The organism is Roseobacter sp. HKCCA0434 (genome assembly GCF_032464675.1).
Lineage (GTDB): Bacteria > Pseudomonadota > Alphaproteobacteria > Rhodobacterales > Rhodobacteraceae > Pontivivens.
The window spans coordinates 1-24,434 of the sequence record NZ_JAWDKL010000034.1 but is presented as its reverse complement, the minus strand read 5'-3'; the positions used below and the strand labels follow the sequence as shown (position 1 = coordinate 24,434).

Genomic DNA, 24,434 nt, shown 5'->3' with positions numbered 1-24,434 from the left:
GCTCACTCCCCCTGCGCGAACAGGTTGACCGGCGTCTGTACGCTCATCCCGCCATCGAGCGGCAGGATCGCGCCCGACACGTAGGCCCCCGCCGCCCCGCAAAGGTAAAGCGTCGCCCCCGCGATATCGGCGGGCGCGCCGATCCGGCCCAGCGGCACGTTGCCGCCCACCTTCTCCGCCTTCTCGGGCGTGCCGGTGGCGAACCGCGTCATCTTCGAAGGGAAGGGACCCGGCGCGAAGGCATTGACCGTGATCCGCTGTCCGGCGAGCTCGCCCGCCAGCACCTTGGTCATGTGATGCACGGCGGCCTTCGACATCGTGTAGGAATAGGCCCCCTCGGCCAGCGGCACCGTCCCCATGACAGACCCGATATTGATGACCCGCGCGGGGTCCGCATCGCTGCCCGCAGCCTCCAGCAGCGGGGTCAGGTCGCGGGTCAGCGTGAACATTGCGCCCACGTTGACGTCCATGATCCGCGTCCATTGCTCCATCGGGAAGCTCTCGTAGGGCTCGCCCCAGGTGATGCCCGCATTGTTGACGAGGATATGCAGCTCTGCCACCCGGCCTCTGATCTCGTCGCTCAGCGCCTTGACCCCCTCGGGGGTGGAAACGTCCGCCGCGAAGGCCTCGACCCGGCCCGACGGCCCGTCGGCGTTGATCTCGTCCGCCGTGGCCTGGCACGCATCCAGCTTGCGCGAGCAGATCATCACCGTCGCCCCGCCATGCGCCAGCGCCTCGGCGATCATCCGCCCGATGCCGGTCGCCCCGCCGGTGACCAGCGCAACCTTGCCCTTCACCGAAAACAGGTCCTCGAAATAGCTCATGATCGCTCCCCTCCGATTGTCTTTGCGGCTGGACAGTGACCGCGCCATCCGCAGCCGTCAAACCAAGTCGCACCTGACCCGACGTGAGTATTTGCGCCAATCCGAAAGGCAGGCCGCTTCGGATTGGTCCAAATACTCCGGCGCGACCCCCACCACCTTCCCCCGCGTCAGCCCTTGTGCGGGCGCGGCGCGTCCCTACCCTCATGGGCGACCGACAGGAGGATCCCATGAGCATTCCCGACACGATGCGCGCGCTCGCGCAACTGAACGAAGGCTATTCCGGCACGCAGGAAGGCCCGGCCATCGACAGCCTCGACCCCTACCTGGAATTGCGCGAGGTTCCCGTGCCGCAGCCGGGAGAGGGCCAGGCGCTGATCAAGGTGGACCTCGCCGCGGTGAACCCCTCCGACCTGCATTTCATCAAGGGCGAGTACGGCCAGCCGCGGGTGAAGGACACCCCCGCGGGCTTCGAAGGCGTGGGCACCGTGGTCGCCGGCGACACGCCCTTCGTCGGGCAGCGGGTCAGCTTCTACGCCACCCATTCGGGCACCTGGGCCGATTACGCGCTGACCGAGGCGCGCGGGCTCGTGCCCTGCCGCCCAGATCTCGACGAGGAGGACGCGGCCGGCCAGATCGTCAATCCGCTGACCGCGATGGCCATGTTCGATATCGTGCGCGAGAGCGGGGCCGAGAGCTTCATCCTCAACGCCGCCGGCTCGCAACTCGGCAAGCTGCTGATCGGACTGGGTCGGGACGCGGGCATCGCGCCCATCGCGATGGTTCGCCGCGCCGAGCAGGGCGACGCGCTGCGCGAGCTGGGGGCCGAGGAGGTGCTCGTCACCACCGAGGACGACATGCTGGAGAAGGCGTCCGGCATCCTGCGCGCGCGCAAACCGCGCGTGCTGCTCGACGCGGTGGGCGATCAGGCGACGGCGGACGTGTTCTTCGCCATGCCCAACCGCGCCCGCTGGGTGAATTACGGCAAGCTCTCCACCCAGCCGCCGAAGCTGACGCAGATGGGCCAGCTCATCTTCCAACACAAGGTGATCGAGGGGTTCTGGCTGACCCGCTGGATGCAGGAGACCGACCAGCAGACCATCGGCCGCGTGATCGGCGAAGTGCAGGAGCGGTTCGTCACCGGGAAGTGGGAAACCGACGTCGCCGCCATCGTGCCGCTGGCCGAGGCGATGGAGAAGCTGCCCGAGGCGACGAAGATCAAGGACGGCAAGGTCTTCATCAAGCCTTGAGCGAACCCATGCCCCGGACCTGATCCGGGGCCGCTCAATCCCCGGTCCCGCTCCGGCATTGAGCCGGAACCTCCTGCCACCGCGAGGTCGCGGATCAAGTCCGGGACCAACGCCGGGACGGTGCATCCCGCCCGATCACCGCTCCGGCCCTGAGCCGGAGCCTCGACCGCTCAGCTCAGCCCCAGCACGTCCACCATGTCGTAACTGCCCGCCTTCTGCTGCCGACCCCAGACCGCCGCGGTCACAGCGCCGCGGGCGAACAGCATCCGGTCGCTGGCGATGTGGCCGAGCGTAATCCGCTCGCCCGGTCCGGCGAAGATCGCCGAGTGCTCACCCACCACGTCGCCGCCGCGCAGCGCGGCGAAGCCAATGGCCCCCTCGCCCCGCGCGCCCGTCATGCCGTCACGCCCCGATTCACGGTTGGCAGCGAGGTCGATCCCCCGACCCTCCGCCGCCGCCTCGCCCAGCATCAGCGCGGTGCCCGAGGGGGCATCCACCTTGTGCCGATGGTGCATTTCGACGATCTCGATGTCGTAGTCCGGGCCCAGCGCCGCCGCGACCTTGCGCGTCAGCACGGTCAGCAGGTTCACGCCCAGGCTGAAATTGCCCGCCCGGATCACCGGGGTATGCACGGCGCACCGCTCCAGATGCGCGATCTGTTCGTCGGAGAGCCCCGTGGTGCCGATCACATGCACCGCCCCCGCCTGTGCGGCCAGCGTCCCGTGCTCCACCGTCGCCTCGGGCGCGGTGAAGTCGATCACGGCGTCAGAGGCGGCGATCGCGTCGATGGCCTCGGTCGCCACGACCACGTCCGATCCTGTCACCGGCAGCACGTCGCCCAGCCGCTTGCCCGCCCAGTCGTCTTCGGGCAGCACGGTCGCGCCCACCAGCGTGCAGCGCGCATCCTCGGCCACCGCCTGCGCCAGCATCCGGCCCATCCGGCCCGACACACCCGTCACCGTCACTGATATCATGCCCGTCCTCCCGTCTGTCGCGTCCCTAGATGCGCCGCGCGGCCCTCCGGGGCAAGGGCGCGGCTTGACACGCCGCCCGATCCGCACGACATGCGCCCAATGGCAAGGAACATCCATCACGAGGGCGCAGGCCCCTCCCAGCGGCAGCTTCGCGTGGGCGAGCTGATCCGCCGCGCCCTGTCCGACGCGCTGATGCGCGGCGACCTGCACGACCCGGAACTCGACCGCACCTCCATCACGGTCGGCGAGGTCCGCATGAGCCCCGACCTGCGCCACGCCACCGTCTTCGTCATGCCGCTGGGCGGCGGCGACGTACAGGCCGTCATCAAGGCGCTGGCGCGCAACCACGGCGAGTTGCGCCGGGCGGTTACCAAGGCGGTCACCCTGAAATACGCGCCCGACCTTCGCTTTCGGGCCGATGAAAGCTATGATCGGATGGATGAGACACGCCGCCTGCTCGCCCTCGACGAGGTTCGCCGCGACCTCGAGTCCCCGGACTGAAGGTCCGGGCATGGCGGGTTGAGCGATGCTGCGCCTGCCCGACTGGTTGCGCCGCGCGCGGCCCAGAGATCCCGAGAGCAGCCGCCGCATCCTGACGCCGGAGGAGGAGGCCCGCCGCGCCGCCCGCCGCGCCGAGATGGACGAGCTCGCGCGTGACCCGTCCTTCCTGCTGACGACGCAGAGCTTCCCGATCTACTACCTGCCGATCACCAAATGCGGCTGCACCTTCCTGAAAAACCTGTTCTACGCGCTCGACCACGGGAAGGAGCATCCCGACGGCATCTTCATCCATGACGGGGAGGAAGGGCTGATCCGCGCCGACGCGTCCGCCGAGGCGGAGGTCAAGGCGAGCCCTTACGTCTTCACCGTTCTGCGCGACCCGGTGGACCGGTTCGTCTCGATGTATTTCGACAAGATCTGGGGCGAGGGGGAGGTCAATTTCCCCCGCATCCGCGCGCACCTGGAGGAGGTCGGCGTCGTCGACCTGTCGCGCGACCTCGATGTCGAGGGGCACCGCGCCAACCTCGCCCGCCTGCTCGACTGGGTGGCGGACAATCTCGACGGCGGGACAGAGCTTGCGCAGAATTACCACTGGCGCCCGCAGGTCTCCCGCGTGAAGCGGGGGCGGATGTTCCCGGTCAACCACCTGACGCTCGAAGGGCTCGACTGGCAACTGCCGCTGCTGGTCGGCCCCGTGATCCCCGACATGGCCGAGCGGATGCAGGCGGTGAAGGCGCGCAACACGTCGAGCCGCCCGCCCGGCCTGACGGGTCTGGTGACCGAGGAGCTCGCCTCCGCGATCCGCCAGCTCTACCGCTTCGACACCCGCCTGCACGCCCGCGCGACCGCCCGCTGGGCCGGGCAGGCCCCCGACCGCCGGCCTACGCGCACGCCGCTCGCCATCAGCCCGAATCACCTGCGCCTGACGATGGTGGAGGGCAGCGCACCACCAACCGGGCTGGGCGGCGCCGCGCTGTCGGGAGTGGAATGGGCCGTCTATGCCCTGCAACGCAGCGGCAACGCGTTGGAGCCGCAGGACGCCTCCCGCGAGGAGATCGCCGCGGGAACGGTCCGGGCCTTGGCCATCCTGCGCGATCCCGTCACCCGCCTCGGCGCGGCCTATGCGGACCTGATCGCGAAGCGCCCCGCCTCGAGTCTGCTGCCGCACCTGACGGTGCTGGAGCGGCGCGAGGACTGGACTCCGGACCCGCAGGACACCGAGGCGCACCGGCGCAACGTCGCAATCCTGCTGACTTTCATGCGCCGTCGTGCCGAGGTCTTCCTCGACGCGGGTGGCCATCCCGAGACGCGGTTCCAGACCCACGACCTTGCCCCGCTGATCGACGCGGGCGCCACGCCGGTGGCCGCCGACCGGATTCACCCCGACCTCACCAAGCTCGATGGATTGGTGGTCGAGCCGCGCCGCATGGCCCGCGCCGCGGCCAAGATCGCCCTCGATCCAGGGATCGCAGATGCCTTCGACCCTCTGGTCGTCGAGACGATCCGCAGCCTTTACCGCGCCGATCAGGACCTCTATGAGCGGGCGCTCCCGCAGGACGGGGACGAGAGCGGAGGGGACGAGAATGGCGCGACGCAAGAAGGGACGTGACGTCCACGGCTGGCTGGTGATCGACAAGCCTGCGGACATCACCTCGACCGCCGTGGTCAACAAGGTCCGCTGGGCGCTCGATGCCAAGAAGGCAGGCCATGCGGGCACGCTCGACCCGGCGGCGACCGGCGTTCTGGCCGTGGCCCTGGGCGAGGCGACCAAGACCGTGCCCTTCATCACCGATGCCGACAAATGCTATCGCTTCACCGTCCGGCTGGGTGCGGCCACCAATACCGACGACGCGGAAGGCGAGGTCGTCGCCACCTCCACCGACCGACCCACCGACGATGCGATCCGCGAGGCGCTGCCCTTCTTCACCGGCGATATCGAGCAGGTGCCGCCGAAATTCTCCGCCGTGAAGATCGACGGTCAGCGCGCCTACAAGCTCGCCCGCGACGGCGAGGAGGTGGAGCTCGCCGCCCGTCCCCTGCATGTCGAGAGCCTTGAGATGATCGAGCGCGACGGCGACCTGCTGACGCTGGAGATGGTCTGCGGCAAGGGCGGCTATGTCCGCTCGATCGCGCGCGATCTTGGCGAACGGCTCGGCTGTCTCGGCCATGTCGACCACCTGCGTCGCGTCTGGTCCGGCCCGTTCGAGCCGGAGGACGGTATCGACTGGGACACGCTGGAACGGCTGGCCCGCGACCCCGCGCTCGACGACCACCTGCTGCCCCTCGCCGCCGGTCTGCACGATCTGGAAGAGGTGCGCGCCACTCCCGAAGGGGCCGTGCGCCTGCGCAACGGCAATCCCGGCCAGGTCGTGGCCTCCGCCGCCGAGTTCGGCGAGGAATGCTGGGCCAGCCTAGACGGCGAGCCGGTGGCCGTCGGCACCTATCGCGCGGGGATGCTGCACCCATCGCGGGTCTTCAACCTGTGAGTGCCTCCGGCGGGAGTATTTGTCGCCAATCCGAATGCACGATCCGGCGGCATGTCGATGGCGAAACCGTCTCGGAGGCCGAATTCTCCCCCTGCGGCACCTATCGCTATGCCCTCACGCGGCGCTGGTCGGACGGCCCGCGCCTCGCCTGGATCATGCTCAACCCCTCCAAGGCGGACGAGCGGCGCAACGATCCGACGGTCGTGCGATGCGAACGGCGGGCGCGCGCGGGCGGCTTCGGCGGGTTCCGCGTCGTCAACCTCTTCGCCCTGATGGCCACCGATCCGCGCGAATTGAAGGCACACGCCGAACCGGAGGGACCGGGCAATGCCGCCGCCCTGCGCGCCGCCTGCGACTGGGCCGACATCGTGGTCTGCGGTTGGGGCGTGCACGGCGCGCATCGCGGCCAGGGCAAGCGGGTCCGCACCCTGCTGTCGAAGTGGGGCGCGCGCCCGCGCGTGCTCGGCCTGACACGCGACGGCCACCCGCGCCACCCGCTCTATGTCGGCTATGCCCAAGGTTTCGTCGATTGGCCGGAGGGCGTGGCATGACCCCCCGCCAGCGCGGCCTCGCCATTGCCGTCCTCGCCGTTGCGATCCTGCTGCCCGATACGCTGCTCTACCGCCTGATCGGCGCGGATGAGTGGACCATCATGGTCTGGCGCGCCGGTTTTCAGGGCGCGGTGCTGTGGGCCGGGCTCGCCGTGCTGCATCGCGGGCGCGTGCCCGTCGGCCAGCTCGGCCGCGTCGGCCTCGCTTTCGCCGCGACGATGGGGGTGGCGAATGTGTGCTTCACCCTCGCCGTCTCGTGGACGACAGTGGCCAACACCCTTTTCGTCATCGCGCTCACCCCGCTCTGGGCCGCGCTGATCTCGTGGCTGCTGCTGGGCGAACGCCTGTCGCCCCGCGTCGTGCTGACGATCCTGACCGCGCTGATCGGCGTCGGCCTGCTGCTGAGCGGCGAGGATACCGGCGGCGTCGCGCACTGGTCGGGCAACCTCGCGGCCTTCGGCTGTTCGCTGTGCATGGGGCTGGGCTTCACGCTGGCCCGTCTCGGCGCGGGGCGGCCGATGGTGGCGGGGCTGGCCCTGTCGACGGTGGTCCCGGTGCTGTTCGGCGCGGCGATGGGCGGCGCGGTGCTGCCGACGCTGACCGACCTGCCGCTGCTGCTGGGCATGGGGGCGTTCATCGCGCCGGTCAGCTTCGCGCTGCTGACGCTGGCCGCGCGCGACCTGCCCTCGGCGGAGGTGAGCCTGATCCTGCTGCTCGAAACCGCCCTTGGCCCCGTACTCGTCTGGTGGGTGGTGGGGGAGGATCCCGGCGACCGCGCGGTGCTGGGCGGCGGCATCGTGGTGGCGGCGCTGGTCGTCTCGAACCTCGTGGCGCTGCGGCGTGCGAAGGGGGTTTCGCGCGTCCCCGAATCGTGACATAGGCACCGGGTCGCGCGGGATCCGCCGCCGCGACCCCTTCGCCGTTTCCCGACCATGCTGGACGACATCCCGGCATCGGCCGCGGGGCGCGGGGCTTCCCAGACTACGAACCGAAAGGATGACCCGATGTCGATCACGCCCGAGCTGAAAGAGAAGCTCATCAAGGATTACGGCACCAAGGACGGCGATACCGGCTCCCCCGAGGTGCAGGTCGCGATCCTGACCAGCCGCATCACCACGCTGACCGAGCACTTCAAGACCCACAAGAAGGACAACCACTCCCGCCGTGGCCTTCTGAAGATGGTCGCCCAGCGCCGCAAGCTGCTGGACTACGTGCGCGGCAAGGACGAGGCCCGCTACCAGGACCTCATCAAGCGCCTCGGCATCCGCCGCTGAGCGACGCGCCGGTTGCAGACACGAAGGGCCGTCCCGAAAGGGGCGGCCTTCTGTGCTCTATGGGTTGTATGCGGATGCCCAACCCTCAGACCACTCATTGTAGGATATTGCCCAAGGCATGAAATCCGGTGTGGGTTTCGGCTTCTGCCAATTGTTCCTTCCGAAGAATCGCGAAACCACTGCACAGCACTCTGACGGCACAGAATTAACATGGTGAACGTTAAATTTCGGTTTAAGATAAGAAATCAATGCCCGCTCTGCAGCATCTAAATCCTTAGGTCGATTCCCTTTGAGGCGGCGCCCTGGAACACCGGTAGTCGTCAATTCCCCAAGATAATATTCATCAGCAGCATTGTGATTGAGTGTATGCTGATTGTTAAACCTTGTTCCTGGTGAGATGGTCAGCCCAACATAAACGACCTTTCTAAAACCTGCAGCCTTCTCGATGGCCATATAGAGGCATCTCTCTGAGTCGAGATAACCTGCCTCGCGCTTGAGGCGCTTGAAACTCTTATAAGGACCATACCAATCGACTAGTGCCGCGATACCCATTTCTTCTCCCATATCTGCCGCATCAAAATTGTTTTGATTCTACGCATCGGCAAGGCGCTTTTTTGACATCGTTTCTGCAATGGGCCCTTAACAAAGCCCCCCCTACCCTTCCCCCCCGTTTTCCGCTACATCCCCACAATCTGAAACGCGGCGCTGCGACCCTCCGGCCCGCGCAGGACAGGATGAAGGGGGTTGGCGGCAATGGGGCCGCGTATGACAGGGGCACCCGGAGGGCCGGGCCAAGCCCCCGGAAGGACGTAGAATGTTCAACGAATTCAAGAAATCCATCGAGTGGGGCGGTGACACGCTCACGCTCGAAACCGGGAAGATCGCGCGCCAGGCGGATGCCGCCGTGGTCGCCACCTATGGCGAGACCTCCGTGATGGCCGCCGTGGTGTTCGAAAAGCAGCCCAAGGTCGGCTTCGACTTCTTCCCGCTGACGGTCCACTACCAGGAAAAATACTATGCGGCCGGCAAGATCCCCGGCGGCTTCTTCAAGCGCGAGGCGCGTCCGACGGAGAAGGAGACGCTGACCTCCCGCCTGATCGACCGCCCGATCCGCCCGCTCTTCGTGCCGGGCTTCAAGCATGAGACGCAGGTAATCTGCACCGTGCTGAGCCACGACCTCGAAAACGACCCGGACGTGGTCGCGATGATCGCGGCCTCCGCCGCCCTGACCCTGTCGGGCGCACCCTTCATGGGCCCGATCGGCTGCGCACGCGTCGGCTACGCGAACGGCGAATACGTGCTGAACCCGTCCGTCGACGACATGCACAAGCTGCGCGAGAACCCCGAGCAGCAGCTCGACCTCGTCGTCGCGGGCACCAAGGACGCCGTGATGATGGTCGAGTCCGAGGCCTACGAGCTGTCGGAAGAAGTGATGCTGGGCGCCGTGACCTTCGGTCACGAGCAGATGCAGCCGGTCATCGACATGATCATCGGCTTGGCCGAGCAGGCCGCGAACGACCCGTTCGACTTCACCCCGCCGGACTATTCCGACCTGTTCGCGCGCCTGCGCGATCTGGGCGAGGCCGAGATGAAGGCCGCCTTCGCCATCCGCGACAAGCAGGAGCGTCAGGCCGCCATCTCCGCCGCCCGCGACAGCATCAAGGAAAAGCTGAGCGAGGAAGAGCTGGAGGACGCTAATCTCGGCTCCGCCATGAAGAAGCTCGAATCCTCTGTCCTGCGCGGCGACGTGGTGAAGAACGGCAACCGCATCGACGGGCGCAAGCTAGATGAGGTGCGTGACATCGTGTGCGAAACGGGCCTGCTGCCCCGGACCCACGGCTCCGCGCTGTTCACCCGTGGCGAGACGCAGGGCCTCGTGGTCACCACGCTCGGCACCGGCGACGACGAGCAGATCATCGACGCGCTGCATGGCGAGAGCCGCTCGAACTTCCTCCTGCACTACAACTTCCCCCCGTACTCCGTGGGTGAGGCCGGCCGCATGATGGGTCCGGGTCGGCGCGAGATCGGCCACGGCAAGCTTGCCTGGCGCGCGCTTCAGGCCGTGCTGCCCGCGGCGACCGACTTCCCCTACACGATCCGCGTGGTGTCCGAGATCACCGAGTCGAACGGCTCCTCCTCCATGGCGTCGGTCTGCGGCGGGTCGCTGTCGATGATGGATGCGGGCGTGCCGCTGAAATCCGCGGTCGCGGGCGTCGCGATGGGCCTGGTGCTGGAAGATGACGGCGATTACGCGGTCCTCACCGACATCCTAGGCGACGAGGATCACCTCGGCGACATGGACTTCAAGGTCGCGGGAACCGAGAACGGCATCACCTCGCTGCAGATGGACATCAAGGTCGCGGGCATCACGCCGCAGATCATGGAGACTGCCCTGGCGCAGGCCAAGGACGGACGGATGCACATCCTGGGCGAGATGGCGAAGGCCCTGACAGGGGCCGCCGACTTCTCCGTCCACGCGCCGCGCATCGAGACGATGACCGTTCCCACCGACAAGATCCGCGAAGTGATCGGTTCGGGCGGCAAGGTCATCCGCTCCATCGTCGAGGAATCCGGCGCCAAGGTCGACATCAACGACGACGGCGTCATCAAGATCGCGTCCCCGAACGGCGAGGCCATCGACAAGGCCCGCGCCATGATCCACTCGATCGTGGCCGAGCCCGAGGTCGGCGAGATCTATACCGGCAAGGTCGTCAAGCTGATGGATTTCGGCGCCTTCGTGAACTTCTTCGGCAAGCGCGACGGGCTCGTCCATGTCAGCCAGCTGTCGAACGAGCGCGTTGGCCACCCGAAGGATATCCTGAGCGAAGGCCAGGAAGTGAAGGTCAAGCTGATGGGCTTCGACGATCGTGGCAAGGTCCGCCTGTCGATGAAGGTCGTCGACCAGGAAACCGGCGAAGAGATCAAGAAGGAGGGCTGAGGCCCCCTTCGCGAGACAGGAAAGGCCCCGGAGCGATCCGGGGCCTTTTCATTTTGCGAGGGCGTCGCCTAGGCTCGCAGCCATGCGCTCATTCCTCGCCGTCGCGGTCCTCCTGCTGACCATCGTCCCCGTGCTGGCGCAGCCCGCATGGACGCCCGGCGAGAGCCGCTTCATCTTTGAGAACGGCACCGGGCGCGCCACGACCACCGGCCAGAGAGGCCCCGACGGTCGGGACGTGCTGCCCTCCGACCGCTTCGCCATCGCCTCGGTGGCCAAGCTCTATCTCGCCGTCGCATTGCTGCGCGCGCAGGAAGATGGCCTGATCGACCTCGACACCCCCGTCGGCGCGCTTTTGCCGCGCGACGTCACCGCGCCTTTCGGCGGTCTGAAGGCCACGACCACACGGCACCTGCTGGCAATGCGCAGCGGTCTGCCCGACTATCTCGACGACCAGTTCGTCGAGGACATTCTCGCCCGCCGCCTCGACGATCCGCTGGCGGAGGCTCTCGTCATCGCCACGGATCAGCCGCGCCTGTTCCCGGCAGGCGCGGGCTTCGACTATTCCAACACCAATTATCTGTTGGCCGAGCTGGTCCTGCATCAGGCCACCGGCCGATCCACGGCCGAAAATCTCGCCCGCTACATCTTCGCGCCGCTCGGGCTGAGCGAGACCGCGCGCCACGGTCCCGGCGCGCTGCCGGACGTGGCGGGCTACGAGGCGGGGCTCGACGCCTCTCCTTCTCAGATCGAAGGCTACTACGCGCAGCCCGGCTTCGCCGATGGCGGTCTGATCGCCAGCGCGCGCGACGTGGCCGCCGTGTACCGCGCCCTGTTCCTCGACCGGACGCTGCTGGGCGGCCGTGCCTTCGCCGAATTGATCGCCGACGCGGAGGGCGACGGCTATGGCCTCGGGGTGAACGTGGATCACGACCCGACCGATGGCCCCGTCTACGGCCACGCGGGCGGCGACCTCGGCTTTGCGTCCTACGCCGAAGCCATCCCCCGGCGCGGCCGCGTCACGGTCATCCTGTCGGCGGATGCCGACGCCGATCCGTAGGCCGCGCTCACACCGTCGGCGTCACGTCCCGTGGCGGGGCGTTCCGCCCCAGCTCCGCCTTCGCCAGCTCCAGATTCTTCAGGTTCGCCTTGTAGGCCACGTCGAAGATCGTGCCGACCACGGGGATCGAGCCGAACAGGTAGTCGAGCCCTGCATTCACGCCCATTTTCGCCAGCGTCCGCTTGCGCGCACCGCCCTGATAGGCTTCCCAGATCAGATAGGCCGCCATCGCGCCCGCCACGGTATCGCCCGCGACCGGCACGATGGAGAGGATCCCGTCCCAGCCGAAGCGGATCTTCGTGCCCGGAATGCGGAATTTCGAGTCGAGCGTCCGCGCCAGCTTGTCGAGACGGGCGAGCCGCGCGCTGTTGTCCAGCTGTGTCATCGGATGGGTCATCGGCGCGCGATGATCCAGATCGCGTGCACGATGCCGGGGATGTAGCCCAGGATCGTCAGAAGGATGTTCAGCCAGAAATGCAGGCCGATGCCCACCTGCAGGAACACGCCGAGCGGCGGCAGCAGGATCGACAGGAGGATGCGGATCAGGTCCATGTGAAATTACCTCGTGAGTAAAAATGTCACGGGACCAACCACGCGCCCCCCGGCCCGGTTCCCGCCTACTCGAAGGGGACCGGCGCCTCGAACCTGTGCCACGCGCCGCCATCGGGGTGCCGCAGGTCGAGCGTACGGGCATGCAGCATCAGCCGCGACGCGCGCGGCCCGCCATAGAACCGGTCGCCCAGGATCGGGTGCCCCATCTCCAGGCAATGCACCCGCAACTGGTGGCTGCGCCCCGTGCGCGGATAGAGGTCCAGCCGCGTGCTCTCGGCCCCCCGCGCCTCCACCTCCCACCGGGTGAAGGCGGGCTTGCCCCGCGCGAAATCCACCATCTGCAGGGGCCGGTTCGGCCAGTCCGCGATCAGCGGCAGCGCCACGAACCCCGCCCGCCCCGCGACGCGGCCCGCCACCCGCGCGACATAGCTCTTGCGCACCTGCCGCCGCTCGAACTGCCAGTTGAGATGCCGCTGCGCCAGCGCCGTGCGCGCGAAGACCATGATCCCCGACGTATCCATGTCGAGCCGGTGGATCAGCAGCGCCTCGGGCCACTCCAGCCGCAGCCGCGCCTCCAGGCAGTCGGCGAAATTCTTGCCCGGCACGCTCAGCAGACCCGACGGTTTCGACACCACCAGCAGATGCGCATCGGCATGGATCACCTCGACCGGCCCGCGCGGCGGGTCGTAGGCGATCATCGGCGGCGGTTTGATATTGACGCGAGGCTCCATCGGCCCTCCTGATACAGGCGCGAGGAGCCCCGATGCAATCCAACGACACCAAGCGCGGCATCGGCCTGATGATCGCCACCACCTTCGTCTTCGCCGCGCAGGACGGGATCAGCCGCCACCTGGCCGCGGAATACAACGTCATCCTGATCGTGATGATCCGCTACTGGTTCTTCGCGGCCTTCGTCGTGGCGCTCAGCGCCAGCCGTCCCGGCGGAGTGCGCACGACCGCGCGCACGACGCAGCCGGTGCTGCAGATCTTCCGCGGGCTGCTGCTGGTGTCGGAGATCTGCGTCATGGTCCTCGCCTTCACCCTGCTGGGGTTGATCGAGAGCCATGCCGTCTTCGCCATGTACCCGCTGCTGATCGCCGCCCTTTCGGGCCCCGTATTGGGCGAGAGCGTCGGCTGGCGGCGCTGGGTCGCGATCGGCGTCGGCTTCGTCGGCGTGCTGATCATCCTGCGCCCCGGCCTGCGCGTCTTCGCGCCAGAGGCACTGGTGCCGCTGCTCGCAGCCCTCATGTTCGCGCTCTACGGCCTGCTGACACGCCGTGCGGCGCGCGACGACACGGCGGCGACCTCCTTCTTCTGGACCGGGGTGGCCGGAATGGTGGCGATCACCTGCGTCGGCCCGTTCTTCTGGGAGCCGATGCGCGGGGGCGACTGGGCGTGGATGGGCCTCCTGTGCCTGACCGGCGCCTTCGGCCACTGGCTGCTGATCAAGACCTACGAGGCGGCGGAGGCGGGCACCGTGCAGCCCTTCGCCTATTTCCAGCTGGTCTTCGCCACGATCATCGGCCTCGCCGTATTCGGCGAGGCGCTCGATCCCTGGACGCTGGCGGGCGGCGGCCTGATCGTGGCCGCCGGGCTCTACACCCTGTTCCGCACGCGCCGCGTGGGCTGAGGCCCAGCGCGCGCGACATAGGCGGCCGAGGCCTCAGCCCCGCGTGATGTCCGCGCCGATCCGCAGCGGCACAGGCTCCCCTTCGAGGCGCTGGCGGTAGACATGCATCCCCTCCAGCACGCGCATCACGTAGTTGCGCGTCTCGTCGAACGGGATGCTTTCGATCCAGTCCACGGCGCCCTCGACGCTCATCCGGCGCGGGTCGCCATAGCGCTGCGCCCACTGGCGCGGACGGCCCGGCCCCGCATTATAGGCGGCAGCGGCCATGATATAGCTGCCGTCGAAGGTCGAAAGCTGATCGCTGAGATAGGTCGTGCCCAGCCGGATGTTGTAAGCCGGATCGGTCTTCAGCCCGTCCAGCGAGTATTCGATGCCGAGCTGTCGGCTCACGTCCCGTGCCGTGCCGGGCATCAACTGCATCAGGCCGCGCGCGCCCACATGGCTCTCGGCCTCGGGGTTCAGCTCGCTTTCCTGCCGCGACAGGGCCATGACCATCTCGGCGGGCAGGTTCGCGGGCAGCTGCGGCAGGTCCATCATCGGATAGAGCGTCAGCGGCAGCGTCACGCCTTCCTGCGCCGCGACCTTGGACAAGCGCACCGCGCTGTCCTCGCGCCCAGCCACGTCGATGGCGAATTGCGCGATCGCGCTCATCAGCTCCGGATCCGTCTGGTCGAGCAGCATCCGCGTCAGGAACAGCTCCCCGTTGACCCAGTCGCCCCCGGCATAGAGCAGCGCCGCCGCGACGAAGCGCGGATCGTCCGCCAGCCGGGTATCCTCCCAGTCCACCGGCGCGCCCTGTGCATAGGTCGGATCGACCGTCGCGCCGATCTCCTCGGCGGCCAGTTGGCCGTAGAAGCTGACCTGGTGCTCGGCCCCAGCCGCGTAGGCTTCGCGCGCCGCGGCCGCATTGCCCGCCGCGTCATGCGCCCGGCCCAGCCAGTAACCGCCCCGCCCCAGCGAGATCGGCGTATCCACCGCGGCAGAGAACCGCTCGAAATGCCGCACCGCCGTGGCGGGATTGCGCAGCTTGGTCAGCTGCAGGTAGCCCGACAGCCATTCCAGCTCGGCGAAGGTCGACCCCTCGCTCAGCCCGTGGCGCGAGGCGATCTCGTAGGCGCGCGAGAAGTTGCCCCCCCGCATCGCACTGCGCGCGTAATCGCGTCGGTAGCGCGCCCAGGCCTCGGGCTGGCCCAGCATCTCGGCCGACCCCGAACGCTCGCGCAGCAGCTCCAGCGCGGTGTCGAGCCTGCGCTCGCGCCGCCAGCGGAACCGGTCATAGGCGAGGCCCGGATCGTCCTGCAGGCTCTCGGGCACCTCGTCGATCAGCCCGTTCACCCCGTTCTCGTAGCGGCGCAGCGCGATCCTTGCTCGGGCCAGCGCCTGCCAGTCGGCATCCACACGGCCCAGCATCCGGCCCGCCTCGGTCAGCCGCCCGTTCCAGATCGCGTTGTCGAGCCGCTCCTCGTGCAGGGGCGTCACGATCTCAGCGTAATTGGCGAGGATCAGCGCCTCCCCCGCACCGTCGAGCGAGAAGTCCCGCCAGGCCCGCGCCACCAGCGCCTCGGCCTCGTCCTCCCGCCCCAGCGTGGTCAGCGCACGGGCCAGCGCAACGACGCCATTGCCCGATTGAGGGTCCTCCCCGTCGAAGAAGGTCAGCACGTCCTGCGCGCGTGCATTCGCGGGGATCGTCGGCTCGCCACCCCGGCGCAGCCGCGGCAGCCCCGGCCAGTCGCCGTTGCGCTGCAGGAACAGGACGTAGTCGGCCCAGGCGGCGTTGCCCGCGCGCAGCCGCTCCCATTCCACGACCTGCAGGGCGACGTCCTCGCCCGTGGCGCGCGCCGCATTGGTGGCGCGCACCCAGTCGCGCGCATCCGCGGCCTCGACCATCGCCACCGCCTGCGCGCGGGCGGAAGCGCTCAGCTCCTGCGCCGCCCCCGGCATCGCCAATGCGGCCATCGCCGCCGCTGGCAGGATCATTCTCGACAAGTACGCAAAAATCACTAGAACCCCCGACACGTCCCGAATTGCTGTTGCCCTCCACGATAGGGCGCGGCACTCCGGGTTCCACTCACGGCTTCGCGGGGCACTGCTTTCCGCGCGCCAAGACCCCTTTCGGAGGCTCCCCGCGATGTTCAAAGGTTCGATCCCCGCGCTCATCACCCCCTTCACGGACGGGAAGATCGACGAAAAGGCGCTGCGTGCGCTGGTGGACTGGCATGTCGCGGAAGGCTCGCACGGACTCGTTGCCGCAGGCACCACGGCCGAGAGCCCGACGCTCAGCCACGAGGAGCACGAGCAGGTCGTCGAGATCGTGGTCGAACAGGCCGCGGGCCGCATCCCCGTGATCGCAGGCGCGGGTTCCAACAACACGGTCGAGGCGATCCGCTTCGCCCGCCACGCGGGCGAGGTCGGCGCGGACGGCCTGCTGATCGTGACCCCCTATTACAACAAGCCCAACCAGGCCGGCATGGTGGCGCATTTCCGCGCGATCCACGACGCCAGCTCCCTGCCGATCCTGCTCTACAACATCCCTTCCCGCTCGGTCGTGGACCTGACGCCCGCGACGATGGGCGAGATCGCCGAGCTGGAGCGCGTGATCGGCGTCAAGGACGCGACCGGCGATGTCGGCCGCATCTCCGACCAGCGCCTCGCCTGCGGGACGGATTTCGTCCAGCTCTCCGGCAATGACGAAACCGCGCTGGCGGTCAACGCGCATGGCGGCTCGGGCTGCATCACCACCGTCGGCAACATCGCGCCGCGTCTGTGTGCCGAGCTGCACCAGGCCTGCCTCGATGGCGACTACGCAAAGGCCCTCACGGTGCAGGACAAGCTGTTCCCGCTGTTCCGCGCCGCCTTCGTCGAACCGAACCCGGTGCCCACGAAATACGCGATGAGCCTTTTGGACCTGTGTTCGGAAGAGGTGCGCTTGCCCCTCGTCACCGCGTCCGAGGACACCAAGTCGCGCATCCGCAACGCGATGGAGCATGCGGGCCTGTTGTAAGACCCGCAGCCGCCCTATCTGACGCGCATGGCACAGAAGAAGAAACCCTCCGAGATCGGCAAGCTCGTCGCCGAGAACCGCAAGGCGCGGTACAATTACGCCGTCGAGGACACGCTCGAGACCGGCATCGTGCTGCAAGGCTCCGAGGTGAAGAGCCTGCGCGCGGGCGGTGCCAACATCGCCGAAAGCTATGCCAGCGTCGAGAATGGCGAGCTGTGGCTCATCAACTCCTACGTGGCCCCCTTCGGTCAGGCGATGAACCGCGCCTTCGGGCACGAGGAACGACGGCACCGCAAGCTGCTGGTGTCGAAGCGCGAGCTCGCCCGGCTCTGGCAGGGCGTCGGCCGCGAAGGCATGACGCTGGTGCCGCTGAAGCTCTACTTCAACGAGCGCGGCATCGCGAAGCTGCTGCTGGGCCTCGCGAAGGGCAAGAAACAGCAGGACAAGCGCGACACCGAGAAGAAGCGCGACTGGCAGCGCCAGAAGGCAAGGCTTCTGGGTAACTGACCCCGCCCCGGCCCCCGATCCGGGGCTGCGCGCCAGACTTGCACCCCGCGCGGAATCAAGGGCGCCAGCCCGCCGCGCATCGCCGGGCCGCCCCCCGGCACGGCGATTTGGCTGATCGAGGCGCGCGGCGGCGAAGCTATACGGACTTGGCCGCCATAAATTGCCATGCTCAACCGTCGGATCGCCGCACCGCGGCCCGTCAATGCGCGCCTACACGCCCCGGCCCCCGGGCCGGGGCCTCGCCGCCAAGAAGGTTAACGCCGCATTAACCCTTTCCCCGCGGGGAAAGGAAAAACCCGGCCGTCCGACCAAACCCGCCGACCCGGCCCTGGTTTCCCCACGGGGAAATGGTCAGGCCTCCAGACCCATTCCCCAGGGGGAAGATATCAGGCCACCGCCTTCAGCACCGCATCCGTGCTCAGCACCGCCAGCGCGGCCCGCGCGGCCTCGGCGCCCTTCTCCAAGAAATGGCTCTCGAAGAAGGCGATGTGCTGCGGCGTCTCCTGGAAGTTATGCGGCGTCAGCACCACCGACAGCACCGGCACGTCGGTGTCCATCTGCGCGCGCATCAGCCCGTCCACCACCGCGCTCGACACGAAATCGTGCCGGTAGATGCCGCCATCCACGACGAAGGCCGCCCCGACCACCGCGGCATAGCGACCGGACGCCGCCAGCCGCCGCGCCAGCAGCGGGATCTCGAACGCGCCGGGCAAGTCGTAGACATCGACTGCCACATCCTGGCCTCGCCGCTCCAGCTCGGCGAGGAAGCCTTCATGCGCGCGGTCCACTACATTGGCGTGCCAGCGGGCACGGATGAAGGCGAAGCGGGTTTCCTGTGTCATCTCATCTCTCCTTTGCTCCAAGTGACACGGACCCAGGGCATTGGAGAGCGGGCCGCAACGCGCGACCGCCCCCGTTCTCTCGCATCCGGACTGTTACCGTCGGCCCCGGAATTTCACCGGATCTGCTGACACCTGCATCGCAGGCCGCTCGCGGGCTATGACCGCCGGTGGGGAATTGCACCCCGCCCCGAGAACGTCGCCGCCCCTATGCGAGGCGACGGAGGCAGGTTAGCAAGGGAGCCATGGACAGCACAGCCGCAAACGACACCGCAGAACCCGATGACGCCACGATCCTCGCGGCGATCGGCGCGACCTGGCCGCCCGCCTCCTACCGCCAGCGGGGCGACTGGCTGACCCGCGACGGCGGCGGCGGCGGCAGTCGCGTCTCGGCCAGCACCGCCATGACACGCGGTGCCGTCCCCGACCCGGCGGAGGCAGGCCCGCTCGTCATGGTGCGCCCCGGCGAGGCGGCGCTCGACGCGGCGCTGGAGGGTGCCGGGTACGCTCTCAGGGACCCCACACGCATCCTGATCGCCCCGTCGGCCACGATAGCCCAAGGCCTGCCGCGCGGCCCGCGCACGACCACCGGCGACGGCCCCGTCGCGCGGATGGAGGAGATTTGGGCGGAGGACGGCATCGGGCCGGAACGGCTCGCGATCATGGAGCGTGCAACGGCACCGAAGGCCTGGCTGGCGGGCCGGATCGGCGACCGCCCCGCGGGGGCCGGCTTCGTGGCCGCGCACGGCTCCGTCGCCATGCTGCACGCCCTGACCGTGACGGGTGCGCATCGCCGCAACGGCCTCGCCACCGACCTGACCCGCGCCGCGGCGCACTGGGCCGCCATCAACGGCGCGCCCTGGCTTGCCCTGCTTGTCACCGAGGCCAATGCCCCGGCCCGCGCTCTCTACGCCCGCCTCGGTTTCGAGGATCGGGGCGGCTATCACTATCGCATCCGGGAGGACAGATGACCGACACGCACCCCACCGCCCTGAACCTCGCGCGTGAGGAGCCGCTGCCCGAGCGCACGGCCAAGTTCTTCGCCATCTGCGAGGAGAAGCTGGGCCTCGTCCCCAACGTGCTGCAAGCCTACGCGCACGACACGGCCAAGCTCGACGCCTTCAGCGCCATGTACAACCAGTTGATGCTGGGCGAGAGCGGCCTGACCAAGCTGGAGCGGGAGATGGTCGCCGTGACCGTCAGCGCGCTCAACCGCTGCTTCTATTGCCTCGTCGCGCACGGTGCGGCGGTGCGGGAGCTGTCGGGCAAGCCGGAACTGGGCGAGGCGCTGGTGATGAACTGGCGCGTGGCCGAATTGACCGACAAGCAGCGCGCCATGCTGACCTTCGTCGAGAAGATGACGCTCGAATCCCACCGGGTGGAGGAGCCGGACCGCCAGGCGCTGCGCGATGCGGGCTGGACCGACCAGGACATTTGGGACATCGCCGCCGTGGCGGGGTTCTTCAACATGTCCAACCGGATGAGTTCGGCCGTCGCGATGCGGCCGAACCCCGAATATCACGCGGCGGGTCGCTGAGCGCCCGCCGCGCAGAGCTCAGTGCTTGGGCACCGGGTCGAGCTTGACGGCGGGGTTCTGCTTCGCCGTCTTCTCCGCCATGTCGACGGCCTTCTGCGTCAGCTCGTGCTGCTTGCTGAGCGCGTCCTGAGCCGCGTCCGCGCCGGCCTCGACCGTCTCTTCGGCCTCGGTCTGAAGCGTTTCAGCCTCCGCGAAGGACGCATCGGGACCCAGTGGCAGGGCGCGCATGTAGTCGTCGAAGGCCTGCGACCACTCGCGGCCCCCGGCCATGTCGGTGAAGAGACGGGTATTGGCGACGGCGACCTTCATCGGCGCTGTAGCCATCCAGCTCACGAAATCGGACTGCATCATGTCGAAATATCCTTACTGAAACGTGCCACATGGCACGGGTAAGGAACGTGCTGCAGCGCACGCTGTTCCCGCGCATGATGCCGCAGGTGCGAAAAGAAAAAGCCCGGAGCGAATGCTCCGGGCCCTTGTCTTCGGCGATGTCGGACAGGTCAGTGCAGCTTCTGCCCGACCTCGGAAATCGAGCCGTCGATCAACGCGTCGGCGCGGGAGGCGTCCATCTTCTGCGCGATGACCTCGCGCGCGGCGGCCACAGCCACCTCGACGGCGCGATCCTTCACTTCGCGCATCGCGTTCGCCTCGGCGGAGGCGATCTGGTCCTTCGCGGCGGCGAGGCGACGCTCGATCGACTGCGCGAGTTCCTCCTTCGCCACCTCGGCATTGGCCTGCGCGTCGGCCTTCGCCTTGGTCACGATGTCGGCGGCGGCCTGCTCGACCTCCTTCTGCTTGCGCTCGTAGGTCGCGAGGACCTGCTGCGCTTCCTCGCGCAGGGCGCGGGCCTCGGCCAGGTCGGCGCGGATCTTGTCGGCCCGGTCGTCGAGCGCCTTGGTCAGCATCTTGGGCGCGCCGAAATAGACCAGCACGGCGAGGAAGATGACGAAGCCGATCGCGACGACGATGTCGGTGTTGTAGAGGAAATCCATCGCTCTCTCCTTACGCGCGGCTGCGGGATTCGACGGCGGCGTTCACCGCGGCCTCGTCGGCGAGCTCGGGCGTCAGCGCCGCGACCAGCGCCTGCGCGGTCTCCTTGGCGACCTGCTCGACCGCCGCGGCGGCCTCGTCGCGGATCACGGCGATACGGGCCTCGCTCTCGGCCGTCTGGGCGGAGATCTGGGCGTCGGCATCGGCCATCGCGGCGTCGACCTCCTTCTGGATGTCGGCGCGGGTCGCATCGGCGATGCGGTTCGCCTCGGTCCGCGCGTCGGCGAGGGCCTGCTCGTAGGCGGCCTCTGCCGCATCGGCCTGGCGGCGGTAGTCGGCGGCCCGTTCGATATCGTTGGCGATGGCGTCCTGACGTTCCTCGATCGTCGCGCCGATGCGCGGCAGCGCGATGCGCGAGAACAGGAAGTAGATCACGGCCAGCGCGACCAGCAGCCAGACGATCTGGCTGGGGAAGGTCTCGATGGCAAGCTGCGGCATGCCGACCGATTCGTATTCAGCGCCTTCCACGGTAGGTGTCGCCATGACGGGTCTCCGAAATCTTGCGGTTGGCGGCGGGAGCGGGTGCCCCTCCGCCGGAAAACGGGTGCGGCCCCGAAGGGCCGGTCAGATCGCGCCCCGGAAAGGGGGCAGCCGCCTCGCCCTCGCAAGGGCGAAGCGGCGAGCGCCGTATCAGACGGCGAACATCAGCAGCAGGGCGACGAGGAACGAGAAGATCCCCAGCGCTTCCGCGAATGCGATGCCGATGAACAGCGTGGCGGTCTGCTCGCCTGCCGCTGCCGGGTTGCGAAGCGCGCCGGACAGGAAGTTGCCTGCGACGTTGCCCACACCGATGGCCGCGAGGCCCATGCCGAGAGCGGCGAGGCCGACACCGATGTACTGGCCGAGTTCTCCGATATTGCCTTCCATTTGAATGCTCCTTTGGATTGGCGTGAGAGTTCGTGGATTGAGGGTCCGACCCCGGTGCCGTCAGTGGCCCGGATGGAATGCGTCATGCAGGTAGACGCAGGTCAGGATGGTGAAGACGTAGGCCTGGATGACCGCCACCAGCAGTTCCAGCCCGTAGATCGCGGTGATGCCGAGGATCGGCACGATCGCGCCCGGTCCGAAGGTCAGCACCGCCAGCCCGCCGGCGAAGCCCGCGAACACCTTGAGCACCGCGTGGCCCGCCATCAGGTTGGCCGCCAGACGGATGGAGTGGCTGACCGGGCGGACGAAATAGGAGATCAGTTCGATCACCGCGAGGATCGGCTTCAGCCAGCCGGGCGCGTCGCTCGGCCAGAAGAGCTTGAGGAACCCCGCACCGTTGCGCACGAAGCCCAGCACCGTCACCCCGACGAAGACCAGCAGCGCCAGCACGCCGGTCGCCGCGATGTGCGAGGTGACGGAGAAGCTGGTCGGGATCAGGGCCAGGAGGTTGGCGAACAGGATGAAGGTGAACAGCGTCATGATGTGCGGCATGTAGCGGGTGGCTTCCTTGCCCGCGACGTCCTCGATCATCTTGTAGACGAAGCCGTAGATCATCTCGCCCACGGACTGGATGCGGCTGGGCACCATCGCGCGGCCGCGGCTGCCCAGGACGAACAGCGCCGCGATGCACAGCACGGTGATCGTCAGCCAGATCATCTGGTTGGTGATCATCCAGATCCCGCCGAAGCCGACGGGCGTCTCGCCATCGAGGCTGGAGACGATGAACTGGTCCATGGGGTGGATCGCGAAAAGTTCGCCTTCTGCGGGTGTTGCCACGTCTCGTCCCTCACTCGTGCCGCGCGTCGGCGGATGTCTCGTCGCGCGCGGTGCGCGCCTGTCTTGCCTGCACCTGCTTGGCGGTGCGCATTGCCGTCCGCACCCCGGCGATGAAGCCCAGGATGCCGAAGATCGCAAGGAAGATGGGCAAGGTTCCCAGCAGCCAATCCAGCGCCCAGCCGATCACCAGCCCGATGATCATTCCGGCGACCAGTTCGATCACCATCTGCCAGGCGAGGTTCGCCTTGTGGTACTTGCTATCCTCCACCGGCTTCGGGGCATGGGCGGCGCGGGCCTTCTTGATCCGCGCGTCGAGGTCTTCGAGCGATTTCCTGTCCGCCATCAGACCCTCCCCGACCTTCAGCCGATTTGCGCGGACCATAGGCAGGGGGGCGGGGTGTGTCAATACAGGCGGTCGCCGCGCAAAATACTGATTTGTTTATGAATTTCAGAATTCGGTGAATTGGCCTCACCCGCGCGCTCGGCCAAACTCGATGGCCATCTTCATTCAACCGAACGGTTGATGATTCAGGTTGAAGCCGCCAGAGTGCCGCAATGCCCGATCCCGATGGACAGCTCGACGCGATCTTCGCCGCCCTCGCCGACCGGACGCGCCGCGCGCTGCTGACGCGGCTGGTCGATGGCGACCTGCCCGTGGGCGCGCTGGCCGAACCGTTCGACCTGACGCTGGCCGCGATCTCCAAGCATCTCCAGATCCTCGCGCGCGCAGGCCTCGTGACCACCCACCGCCGCGGTCGGGAGAAATGGTGCACGCTCGACCCGGACGGTGTCGCCCGCGCCGCCCGCTGGATCGAGGCGTTCGGGGCCTGGGGTGCGGACGATTTCGACCGGCTCGAAGCAGCGCTCGCCCCGCTGCTCGACGCGTCCCCTTCTGCTTCGTGAAAAATATCCCCGCCGGAGGCTCCCGCCTCAGGCCACCAGCTCCTCCGCCCGCCGCAGATCGACCGAGACCAGCTGACTGACCCCCTGCTCGGCCATCGTGACGCCGAAGAGCTGGTCCATCCGGCTCATGGTCACGGCGTGGTGCGTGATGATGAGGAAACGGGTCGAGGTGGTGCGGGTCATCTCGTCCAGCAGATCGCAGAACCGCGCCACGTTCGCGTCGTCGAGCGGCGCGTCCACCTCGTCCAGCACGCAGATCGGCGAGGGGTTGGCGAGGAACACGGCGAAGATCAGGCTGAGCGCGGTCAGCGTCTGCTCGCCGCCCGACAAGAGCGACAGGGTGGAGAGCTTCTTGCCCGGCGGCTGGCACTTGATCTCCAGCCCCGCCTCCAGCGGATCGTCGCTCTCGACCAGTTCCAGGTTCGCCTCGCCACCGCCGAACAGGTGGGTGAAGAGGCGCGCGAAGTTGCGGTTCACCTCCTCGAACGCGGTCAGCAGCCGTTCGCGCCCCTCGCGGTTGAGATTGGCGATACCGGTGCGCAGTTTCTCGCACGCGGCGTCCAGATCGATCTTCTCCGCGGCGAGGGTGTCGTGCTCCTCGCGCACCTCCTTGGCGTCCTCCTCCGCGCGCAGGTTGACGGCGCCGAGCGCGTCGCGCTGGCGGCGCAGGCGGGCGATGTCGGTCTCGATCATCTCGGCGGGCGGGATGGCGTCTGGATCGGCCTCCAGCGTTTCCAGCAGGGTTTCGGGGGCGAGGTTCAGATCCTCGCGGATGCGGGCGGCGGTCGCCTCGACCGTGTCGGCGGCGCCGTCGCGCAGGGCCTCGTCGCGGGCACGGGCCTCGCGCGCCTCGGAGGCG

Annotated in this window: 29 protein-coding genes, 1 pseudogene and 1 riboswitch; of the genes and pseudogenes, 15 read left to right on the top strand and 15 right to left on the bottom strand. The window is 68.1% G+C overall.

From position 1 onward, the window contains the following. Positions 1 to 2: 2 nt before the first annotated feature. A complete protein-coding gene (locus RX333_RS15940) occupies positions 3 to 824 on the bottom strand; it encodes an SDR family oxidoreductase (protein ID WP_316015949.1) in 822 nt (273 codons plus the stop codon). A gap of 227 nt (positions 825 to 1,051) precedes the next feature. Here RX333_RS15940 and RX333_RS15935 point away from each other — a divergent pair, with 227 nt between their 5' ends. Next, entirely contained in the window at positions 1,052 to 2,071 is a 1,020-nt protein-coding gene (locus RX333_RS15935; RefSeq protein ID WP_316015948.1) for a zinc-binding dehydrogenase, read from the top strand. Between the two features lie 170 nt (positions 2,072 to 2,241). Here the strand turns inward: RX333_RS15935 and dapB are convergent, their stop codons facing one another. After that, positions 2,242 to 3,045, bottom strand: coding sequence for a 4-hydroxy-tetrahydrodipicolinate reductase (gene dapB / locus RX333_RS15930; RefSeq protein WP_316015947.1), 804 nt, complete (start codon positions 3,043 to 3,045; stop codon positions 2,242 to 2,244). Positions 3,046 to 3,135: 90 nt separating this feature from the next. Between dapB and rbfA the strand changes: the two genes are divergently transcribed. The 6 genes from rbfA to rpsO all read left to right on the top strand — a co-directional run bounded on the left by rbfA (position 3,136) and on the right by rpsO (position 7,857). Next, on the top strand, positions 3,136 to 3,546 hold the full coding sequence (rbfA, locus tag RX333_RS15925; protein ID WP_316015946.1) for a 30S ribosome-binding factor RbfA: 411 nt from the start codon (positions 3,136 to 3,138) through the stop codon (positions 3,544 to 3,546). Positions 3,547 to 3,571: 25 nt separating this feature from the next. Beyond that, on the top strand, positions 3,572 to 5,155 hold the full coding sequence (locus tag RX333_RS15920; RefSeq protein ID WP_316015945.1) for a sulfotransferase family 2 domain-containing protein: 1,584 nt from the start codon (positions 3,572 to 3,574) through the stop codon (positions 5,153 to 5,155). After that, complete coding sequence (gene truB / locus RX333_RS15915) at positions 5,130 to 6,032, top strand: tRNA pseudouridine(55) synthase TruB (RefSeq protein ID WP_316015944.1); 903 nt, start codon at positions 5,130 to 5,132, stop codon at positions 6,030 to 6,032. The genes RX333_RS15920 and truB overlap by 26 nt, the downstream gene beginning before the upstream one ends. Beyond that, positions 6,029 to 6,583 carry a DUF1643 domain-containing protein gene (locus RX333_RS15910; RefSeq protein WP_316015943.1) on the top strand — a complete coding sequence of 185 codons (555 nt, stop codon included), beginning with the start codon at positions 6,029 to 6,031 and terminating at the stop codon, positions 6,581 to 6,583. The genes truB and RX333_RS15910 overlap by 4 nt, the downstream gene beginning before the upstream one ends. Continuing rightward, positions 6,580 to 7,458: a DMT family transporter gene (locus tag RX333_RS15905; RefSeq protein ID WP_316015942.1), complete on the top strand. Its 879-nt coding sequence runs from the start codon at positions 6,580 to 6,582 to the stop codon at positions 7,456 to 7,458. The genes RX333_RS15910 and RX333_RS15905 overlap by 4 nt, the downstream gene beginning before the upstream one ends. 129 nt (positions 7,459 to 7,587) lie before the next feature. Beyond that, positions 7,588 to 7,857, top strand: a complete 270-nt coding sequence (gene rpsO / locus RX333_RS15900) for a 30S ribosomal protein S15 (protein ID WP_316015941.1) — start codon at positions 7,588 to 7,590, stop codon at positions 7,855 to 7,857. Between the two features lie 57 nt (positions 7,858 to 7,914). Here the strand turns inward: rpsO and RX333_RS15895 are convergent, their stop codons facing one another. Continuing rightward, positions 7,915 to 8,409: a hypothetical protein gene (locus RX333_RS15895; protein WP_316015940.1), complete on the bottom strand. Its 495-nt coding sequence runs from the start codon at positions 8,407 to 8,409 to the stop codon at positions 7,915 to 7,917. Between the two features lie 262 nt (positions 8,410 to 8,671). Here RX333_RS15895 and pnp point away from each other — a divergent pair, with 262 nt between their 5' ends. Both pnp and RX333_RS15885 read left to right on the top strand, forming a co-directional pair. Next, positions 8,672 to 10,795, top strand: a complete 2,124-nt coding sequence (gene pnp / locus RX333_RS15890) for a polyribonucleotide nucleotidyltransferase (RefSeq protein WP_316015939.1) — start codon at positions 8,672 to 8,674, stop codon at positions 10,793 to 10,795. Between the two features lie 82 nt (positions 10,796 to 10,877). Beyond that, positions 10,878 to 11,852, top strand: coding sequence for a serine hydrolase domain-containing protein (locus RX333_RS15885; protein WP_316015938.1), 975 nt, complete (start codon positions 10,878 to 10,880; stop codon positions 11,850 to 11,852). Between the two features lie 7 nt (positions 11,853 to 11,859). Here RX333_RS15885 and RX333_RS15880 read toward each other — a convergent pair whose 3' ends face one another. The 3 genes from RX333_RS15880 to RX333_RS15870 all read right to left on the bottom strand — a co-directional run bounded on the left by RX333_RS15880 (position 11,860) and on the right by RX333_RS15870 (position 13,135). Then, positions 11,860 to 12,237, bottom strand: a complete 378-nt coding sequence (locus tag RX333_RS15880) for a DUF4112 domain-containing protein (RefSeq protein WP_316015937.1) — start codon at positions 12,235 to 12,237, stop codon at positions 11,860 to 11,862. Positions 12,238 to 12,245: 8 nt separating this feature from the next. Next, complete coding sequence (locus RX333_RS15875) at positions 12,246 to 12,404, bottom strand: YqaE/Pmp3 family membrane protein (protein ID WP_316015936.1); 159 nt, start codon at positions 12,402 to 12,404, stop codon at positions 12,246 to 12,248. Between the two features lie 65 nt (positions 12,405 to 12,469). Then, on the bottom strand, positions 12,470 to 13,135 hold the full coding sequence (locus tag RX333_RS15870) for an RluA family pseudouridine synthase (protein ID WP_316015935.1): 666 nt from the start codon (positions 13,133 to 13,135) through the stop codon (positions 12,470 to 12,472). Positions 13,136 to 13,167: 32 nt separating this feature from the next. Here RX333_RS15870 and RX333_RS15865 point away from each other — a divergent pair, with 32 nt between their 5' ends. Further along, entirely contained in the window at positions 13,168 to 14,034 is an 867-nt protein-coding gene (locus tag RX333_RS15865) for a DMT family transporter (protein ID WP_316015934.1), read from the top strand. 33 nt (positions 14,035 to 14,067) lie between these two features. Here RX333_RS15865 and RX333_RS15860 read toward each other — a convergent pair whose 3' ends face one another. After that, positions 14,068 to 16,011: a lytic transglycosylase domain-containing protein gene (locus RX333_RS15860; RefSeq protein WP_316015933.1), complete on the bottom strand. Its 1,944-nt coding sequence runs from the start codon at positions 16,009 to 16,011 to the stop codon at positions 14,068 to 14,070. A 151-nt stretch (positions 16,012 to 16,162) separates the two neighbouring features. Here RX333_RS15860 and dapA point away from each other — a divergent pair, with 151 nt between their 5' ends. Beyond that, on the top strand, positions 16,163 to 17,035 hold the full coding sequence (gene dapA / locus RX333_RS15855; RefSeq protein ID WP_316015932.1) for a 4-hydroxy-tetrahydrodipicolinate synthase: 873 nt from the start codon (positions 16,163 to 16,165) through the stop codon (positions 17,033 to 17,035). A gap of 27 nt (positions 17,036 to 17,062) precedes the next feature. Beyond that, positions 17,063 to 17,542, top strand: a complete 480-nt coding sequence (gene smpB / locus RX333_RS15850) for an SsrA-binding protein SmpB (protein WP_316015931.1) — start codon at positions 17,063 to 17,065, stop codon at positions 17,540 to 17,542. Between the two features lie 386 nt (positions 17,543 to 17,928). Here smpB and RX333_RS15845 read toward each other — a convergent pair whose 3' ends face one another. Beyond that, on the bottom strand, positions 17,929 to 18,405 hold the full coding sequence (locus RX333_RS15845) for a 6,7-dimethyl-8-ribityllumazine synthase (RefSeq protein ID WP_316015930.1): 477 nt from the start codon (positions 18,403 to 18,405) through the stop codon (positions 17,929 to 17,931). Positions 18,406 to 18,453: 48 nt separating this feature from the next. Then, positions 18,454 to 18,583, bottom strand: a riboswitch (FMN riboswitch). Between the two features lie 43 nt (positions 18,584 to 18,626). On the opposite strand from RX333_RS15845, the gene RX333_RS15840 reads away from it, so the two are divergent. After that, positions 18,627 to 19,352, top strand: coding sequence for a GNAT family N-acetyltransferase (locus RX333_RS15840; protein WP_316015929.1), 726 nt, complete (start codon positions 18,627 to 18,629; stop codon positions 19,350 to 19,352). Then, positions 19,349 to 19,918 carry a peroxidase-related enzyme gene (locus RX333_RS15835; RefSeq protein WP_316015928.1) on the top strand — a complete coding sequence of 190 codons (570 nt, stop codon included), beginning with the start codon at positions 19,349 to 19,351 and terminating at the stop codon, positions 19,916 to 19,918. The genes RX333_RS15840 and RX333_RS15835 overlap by 4 nt, the downstream gene beginning before the upstream one ends. A gap of 18 nt (positions 19,919 to 19,936) precedes the next feature. Here the strand turns inward: RX333_RS15835 and RX333_RS15830 are convergent, their stop codons facing one another. The 6 genes from RX333_RS15830 to RX333_RS15805 all read right to left on the bottom strand — a co-directional run bounded on the left by RX333_RS15830 (position 19,937) and on the right by RX333_RS15805 (position 23,054). Continuing rightward, complete coding sequence (locus tag RX333_RS15830) at positions 19,937 to 20,269, bottom strand: hypothetical protein (protein WP_316015927.1); 333 nt, start codon at positions 20,267 to 20,269, stop codon at positions 19,937 to 19,939. A 149-nt stretch (positions 20,270 to 20,418) separates the two neighbouring features. After that, positions 20,419 to 20,910 carry an ATP F0F1 synthase subunit B gene (locus RX333_RS15825; protein ID WP_316015926.1) on the bottom strand — a complete coding sequence of 164 codons (492 nt, stop codon included), beginning with the start codon at positions 20,908 to 20,910 and terminating at the stop codon, positions 20,419 to 20,421. Between the two features lie 10 nt (positions 20,911 to 20,920). Further along, on the bottom strand, positions 20,921 to 21,451 hold the full coding sequence (locus tag RX333_RS15820; RefSeq protein ID WP_316015925.1) for a F0F1 ATP synthase subunit B': 531 nt from the start codon (positions 21,449 to 21,451) through the stop codon (positions 20,921 to 20,923). A 147-nt stretch (positions 21,452 to 21,598) separates the two neighbouring features. Next, positions 21,599 to 21,835, bottom strand: coding sequence for a F0F1 ATP synthase subunit C (locus RX333_RS15815; RefSeq protein ID WP_316015924.1), 237 nt, complete (start codon positions 21,833 to 21,835; stop codon positions 21,599 to 21,601). Between the two features lie 60 nt (positions 21,836 to 21,895). Further along, complete coding sequence (locus RX333_RS15810) at positions 21,896 to 22,630, bottom strand: F0F1 ATP synthase subunit A (RefSeq protein WP_316015955.1); 735 nt, start codon at positions 22,628 to 22,630, stop codon at positions 21,896 to 21,898. Positions 22,631 to 22,682: 52 nt separating this feature from the next. Then, the gene (locus tag RX333_RS15805; protein WP_316015923.1) at positions 22,683 to 23,054 is read right to left on the bottom strand and encodes an AtpZ/AtpI family protein; all 372 of its coding nucleotides are present in this window, start codon (positions 23,052 to 23,054) and stop codon (positions 22,683 to 22,685) included. Between the two features lie 173 nt (positions 23,055 to 23,227). On the opposite strand from RX333_RS15805, the gene RX333_RS15800 reads away from it, so the two are divergent. After that, positions 23,228 to 23,575: a metalloregulator ArsR/SmtB family transcription factor gene (locus RX333_RS15800; protein WP_316015922.1), complete on the top strand. Its 348-nt coding sequence runs from the start codon at positions 23,228 to 23,230 to the stop codon at positions 23,573 to 23,575. 27 nt (positions 23,576 to 23,602) lie between these two features. Here the strand turns inward: RX333_RS15800 and RX333_RS15795 are convergent. After that, positions 23,603 to 24,434, bottom strand: a pseudogene (locus tag RX333_RS15795) (chromosome segregation protein SMC); the annotation flags it as partial.

Bases quoted from the DNA above. Each gene is read 5' to 3' on its own strand.
- RX333_RS15825 (WP_316015926.1), bottom strand. From the start codon at position 20,910: ATGGATTTCCTCTACAACACCGACATCGTCGTCGCGATCGGCTTCGTC.
- smpB (WP_316015931.1), top strand. From the start codon at position 17,063: ATGGCACAGAAGAAGAAACCCTCCGAGATCGGCAAGCTCGTCGCCGAG.
- RX333_RS15935 (WP_316015948.1), top strand. From the start codon at position 1,052: ATGAGCATTCCCGACACGATGCGCGCGCTCGCGCAACTGAACGAAGGC.
- RX333_RS15830 (WP_316015927.1), bottom strand. From the start codon at position 20,269: ATGATGCAGTCCGATTTCGTGAGCTGGATGGCTACAGCGCCGATGAAG.
- RX333_RS15865 (WP_316015934.1), top strand. From the start codon at position 13,168: ATGCAATCCAACGACACCAAGCGCGGCATCGGCCTGATGATCGCCACC.
- RX333_RS15870 (WP_316015935.1), bottom strand. From the start codon at position 13,135: ATGGAGCCTCGCGTCAATATCAAACCGCCGCCGATGATCGCCTACGAC.
- RX333_RS15875 (WP_316015936.1), bottom strand. From the start codon at position 12,404: ATGGACCTGATCCGCATCCTCCTGTCGATCCTGCTGCCGCCGCTCGGC.
- rpsO (WP_316015941.1), top strand. From the start codon at position 7,588: ATGTCGATCACGCCCGAGCTGAAAGAGAAGCTCATCAAGGATTACGGC.
- truB (WP_316015944.1), top strand. From the start codon at position 5,130: ATGGCGCGACGCAAGAAGGGACGTGACGTCCACGGCTGGCTGGTGATC.
- RX333_RS15895 (WP_316015940.1), bottom strand. From the start codon at position 8,409: ATGGGTATCGCGGCACTAGTCGATTGGTATGGTCCTTATAAGAGTTTC.
- RX333_RS15905 (WP_316015942.1), top strand. From the start codon at position 6,580: ATGACCCCCCGCCAGCGCGGCCTCGCCATTGCCGTCCTCGCCGTTGCG.
- RX333_RS15885 (WP_316015938.1), top strand. From the start codon at position 10,878: ATGCGCTCATTCCTCGCCGTCGCGGTCCTCCTGCTGACCATCGTCCCC.
- RX333_RS15880 (WP_316015937.1), bottom strand. From the start codon at position 12,237: ATGACACAGCTGGACAACAGCGCGCGGCTCGCCCGTCTCGACAAGCTG.
- RX333_RS15835 (WP_316015928.1), top strand. From the start codon at position 19,349: ATGACCGACACGCACCCCACCGCCCTGAACCTCGCGCGTGAGGAGCCG.
- RX333_RS15840 (WP_316015929.1), top strand. From the start codon at position 18,627: ATGGACAGCACAGCCGCAAACGACACCGCAGAACCCGATGACGCCACG.
- RX333_RS15800 (WP_316015922.1), top strand. From the start codon at position 23,228: ATGCCCGATCCCGATGGACAGCTCGACGCGATCTTCGCCGCCCTCGCC.
- RX333_RS15805 (WP_316015923.1), bottom strand. From the start codon at position 23,054: ATGGTCCGCGCAAATCGGCTGAAGGTCGGGGAGGGTCTGATGGCGGAC.
- RX333_RS15940 (WP_316015949.1), bottom strand. From the start codon at position 824: ATGAGCTATTTCGAGGACCTGTTTTCGGTGAAGGGCAAGGTTGCGCTG.
- pnp (WP_316015939.1), top strand. From the start codon at position 8,672: ATGTTCAACGAATTCAAGAAATCCATCGAGTGGGGCGGTGACACGCTC.
- RX333_RS15860 (WP_316015933.1), bottom strand. From the start codon at position 16,011: ATGATCCTGCCAGCGGCGGCGATGGCCGCATTGGCGATGCCGGGGGCG.
- RX333_RS15920 (WP_316015945.1), top strand. From the start codon at position 3,572: ATGCTGCGCCTGCCCGACTGGTTGCGCCGCGCGCGGCCCAGAGATCCC.
- RX333_RS15810 (WP_316015955.1), bottom strand. From the start codon at position 22,630: ATGGACCAGTTCATCGTCTCCAGCCTCGATGGCGAGACGCCCGTCGGC.
- dapA (WP_316015932.1), top strand. From the start codon at position 16,163: ATGTTCAAAGGTTCGATCCCCGCGCTCATCACCCCCTTCACGGACGGG.
- RX333_RS15820 (WP_316015925.1), bottom strand. From the start codon at position 21,451: ATGGCGACACCTACCGTGGAAGGCGCTGAATACGAATCGGTCGGCATG.
- dapB (WP_316015947.1), bottom strand. From the start codon at position 3,045: ATGATATCAGTGACGGTGACGGGTGTGTCGGGCCGGATGGGCCGGATG.
- RX333_RS15815 (WP_316015924.1), bottom strand. From the start codon at position 21,835: ATGGAAGGCAATATCGGAGAACTCGGCCAGTACATCGGTGTCGGCCTC.
- rbfA (WP_316015946.1), top strand. From the start codon at position 3,136: ATGCGCCCAATGGCAAGGAACATCCATCACGAGGGCGCAGGCCCCTCC.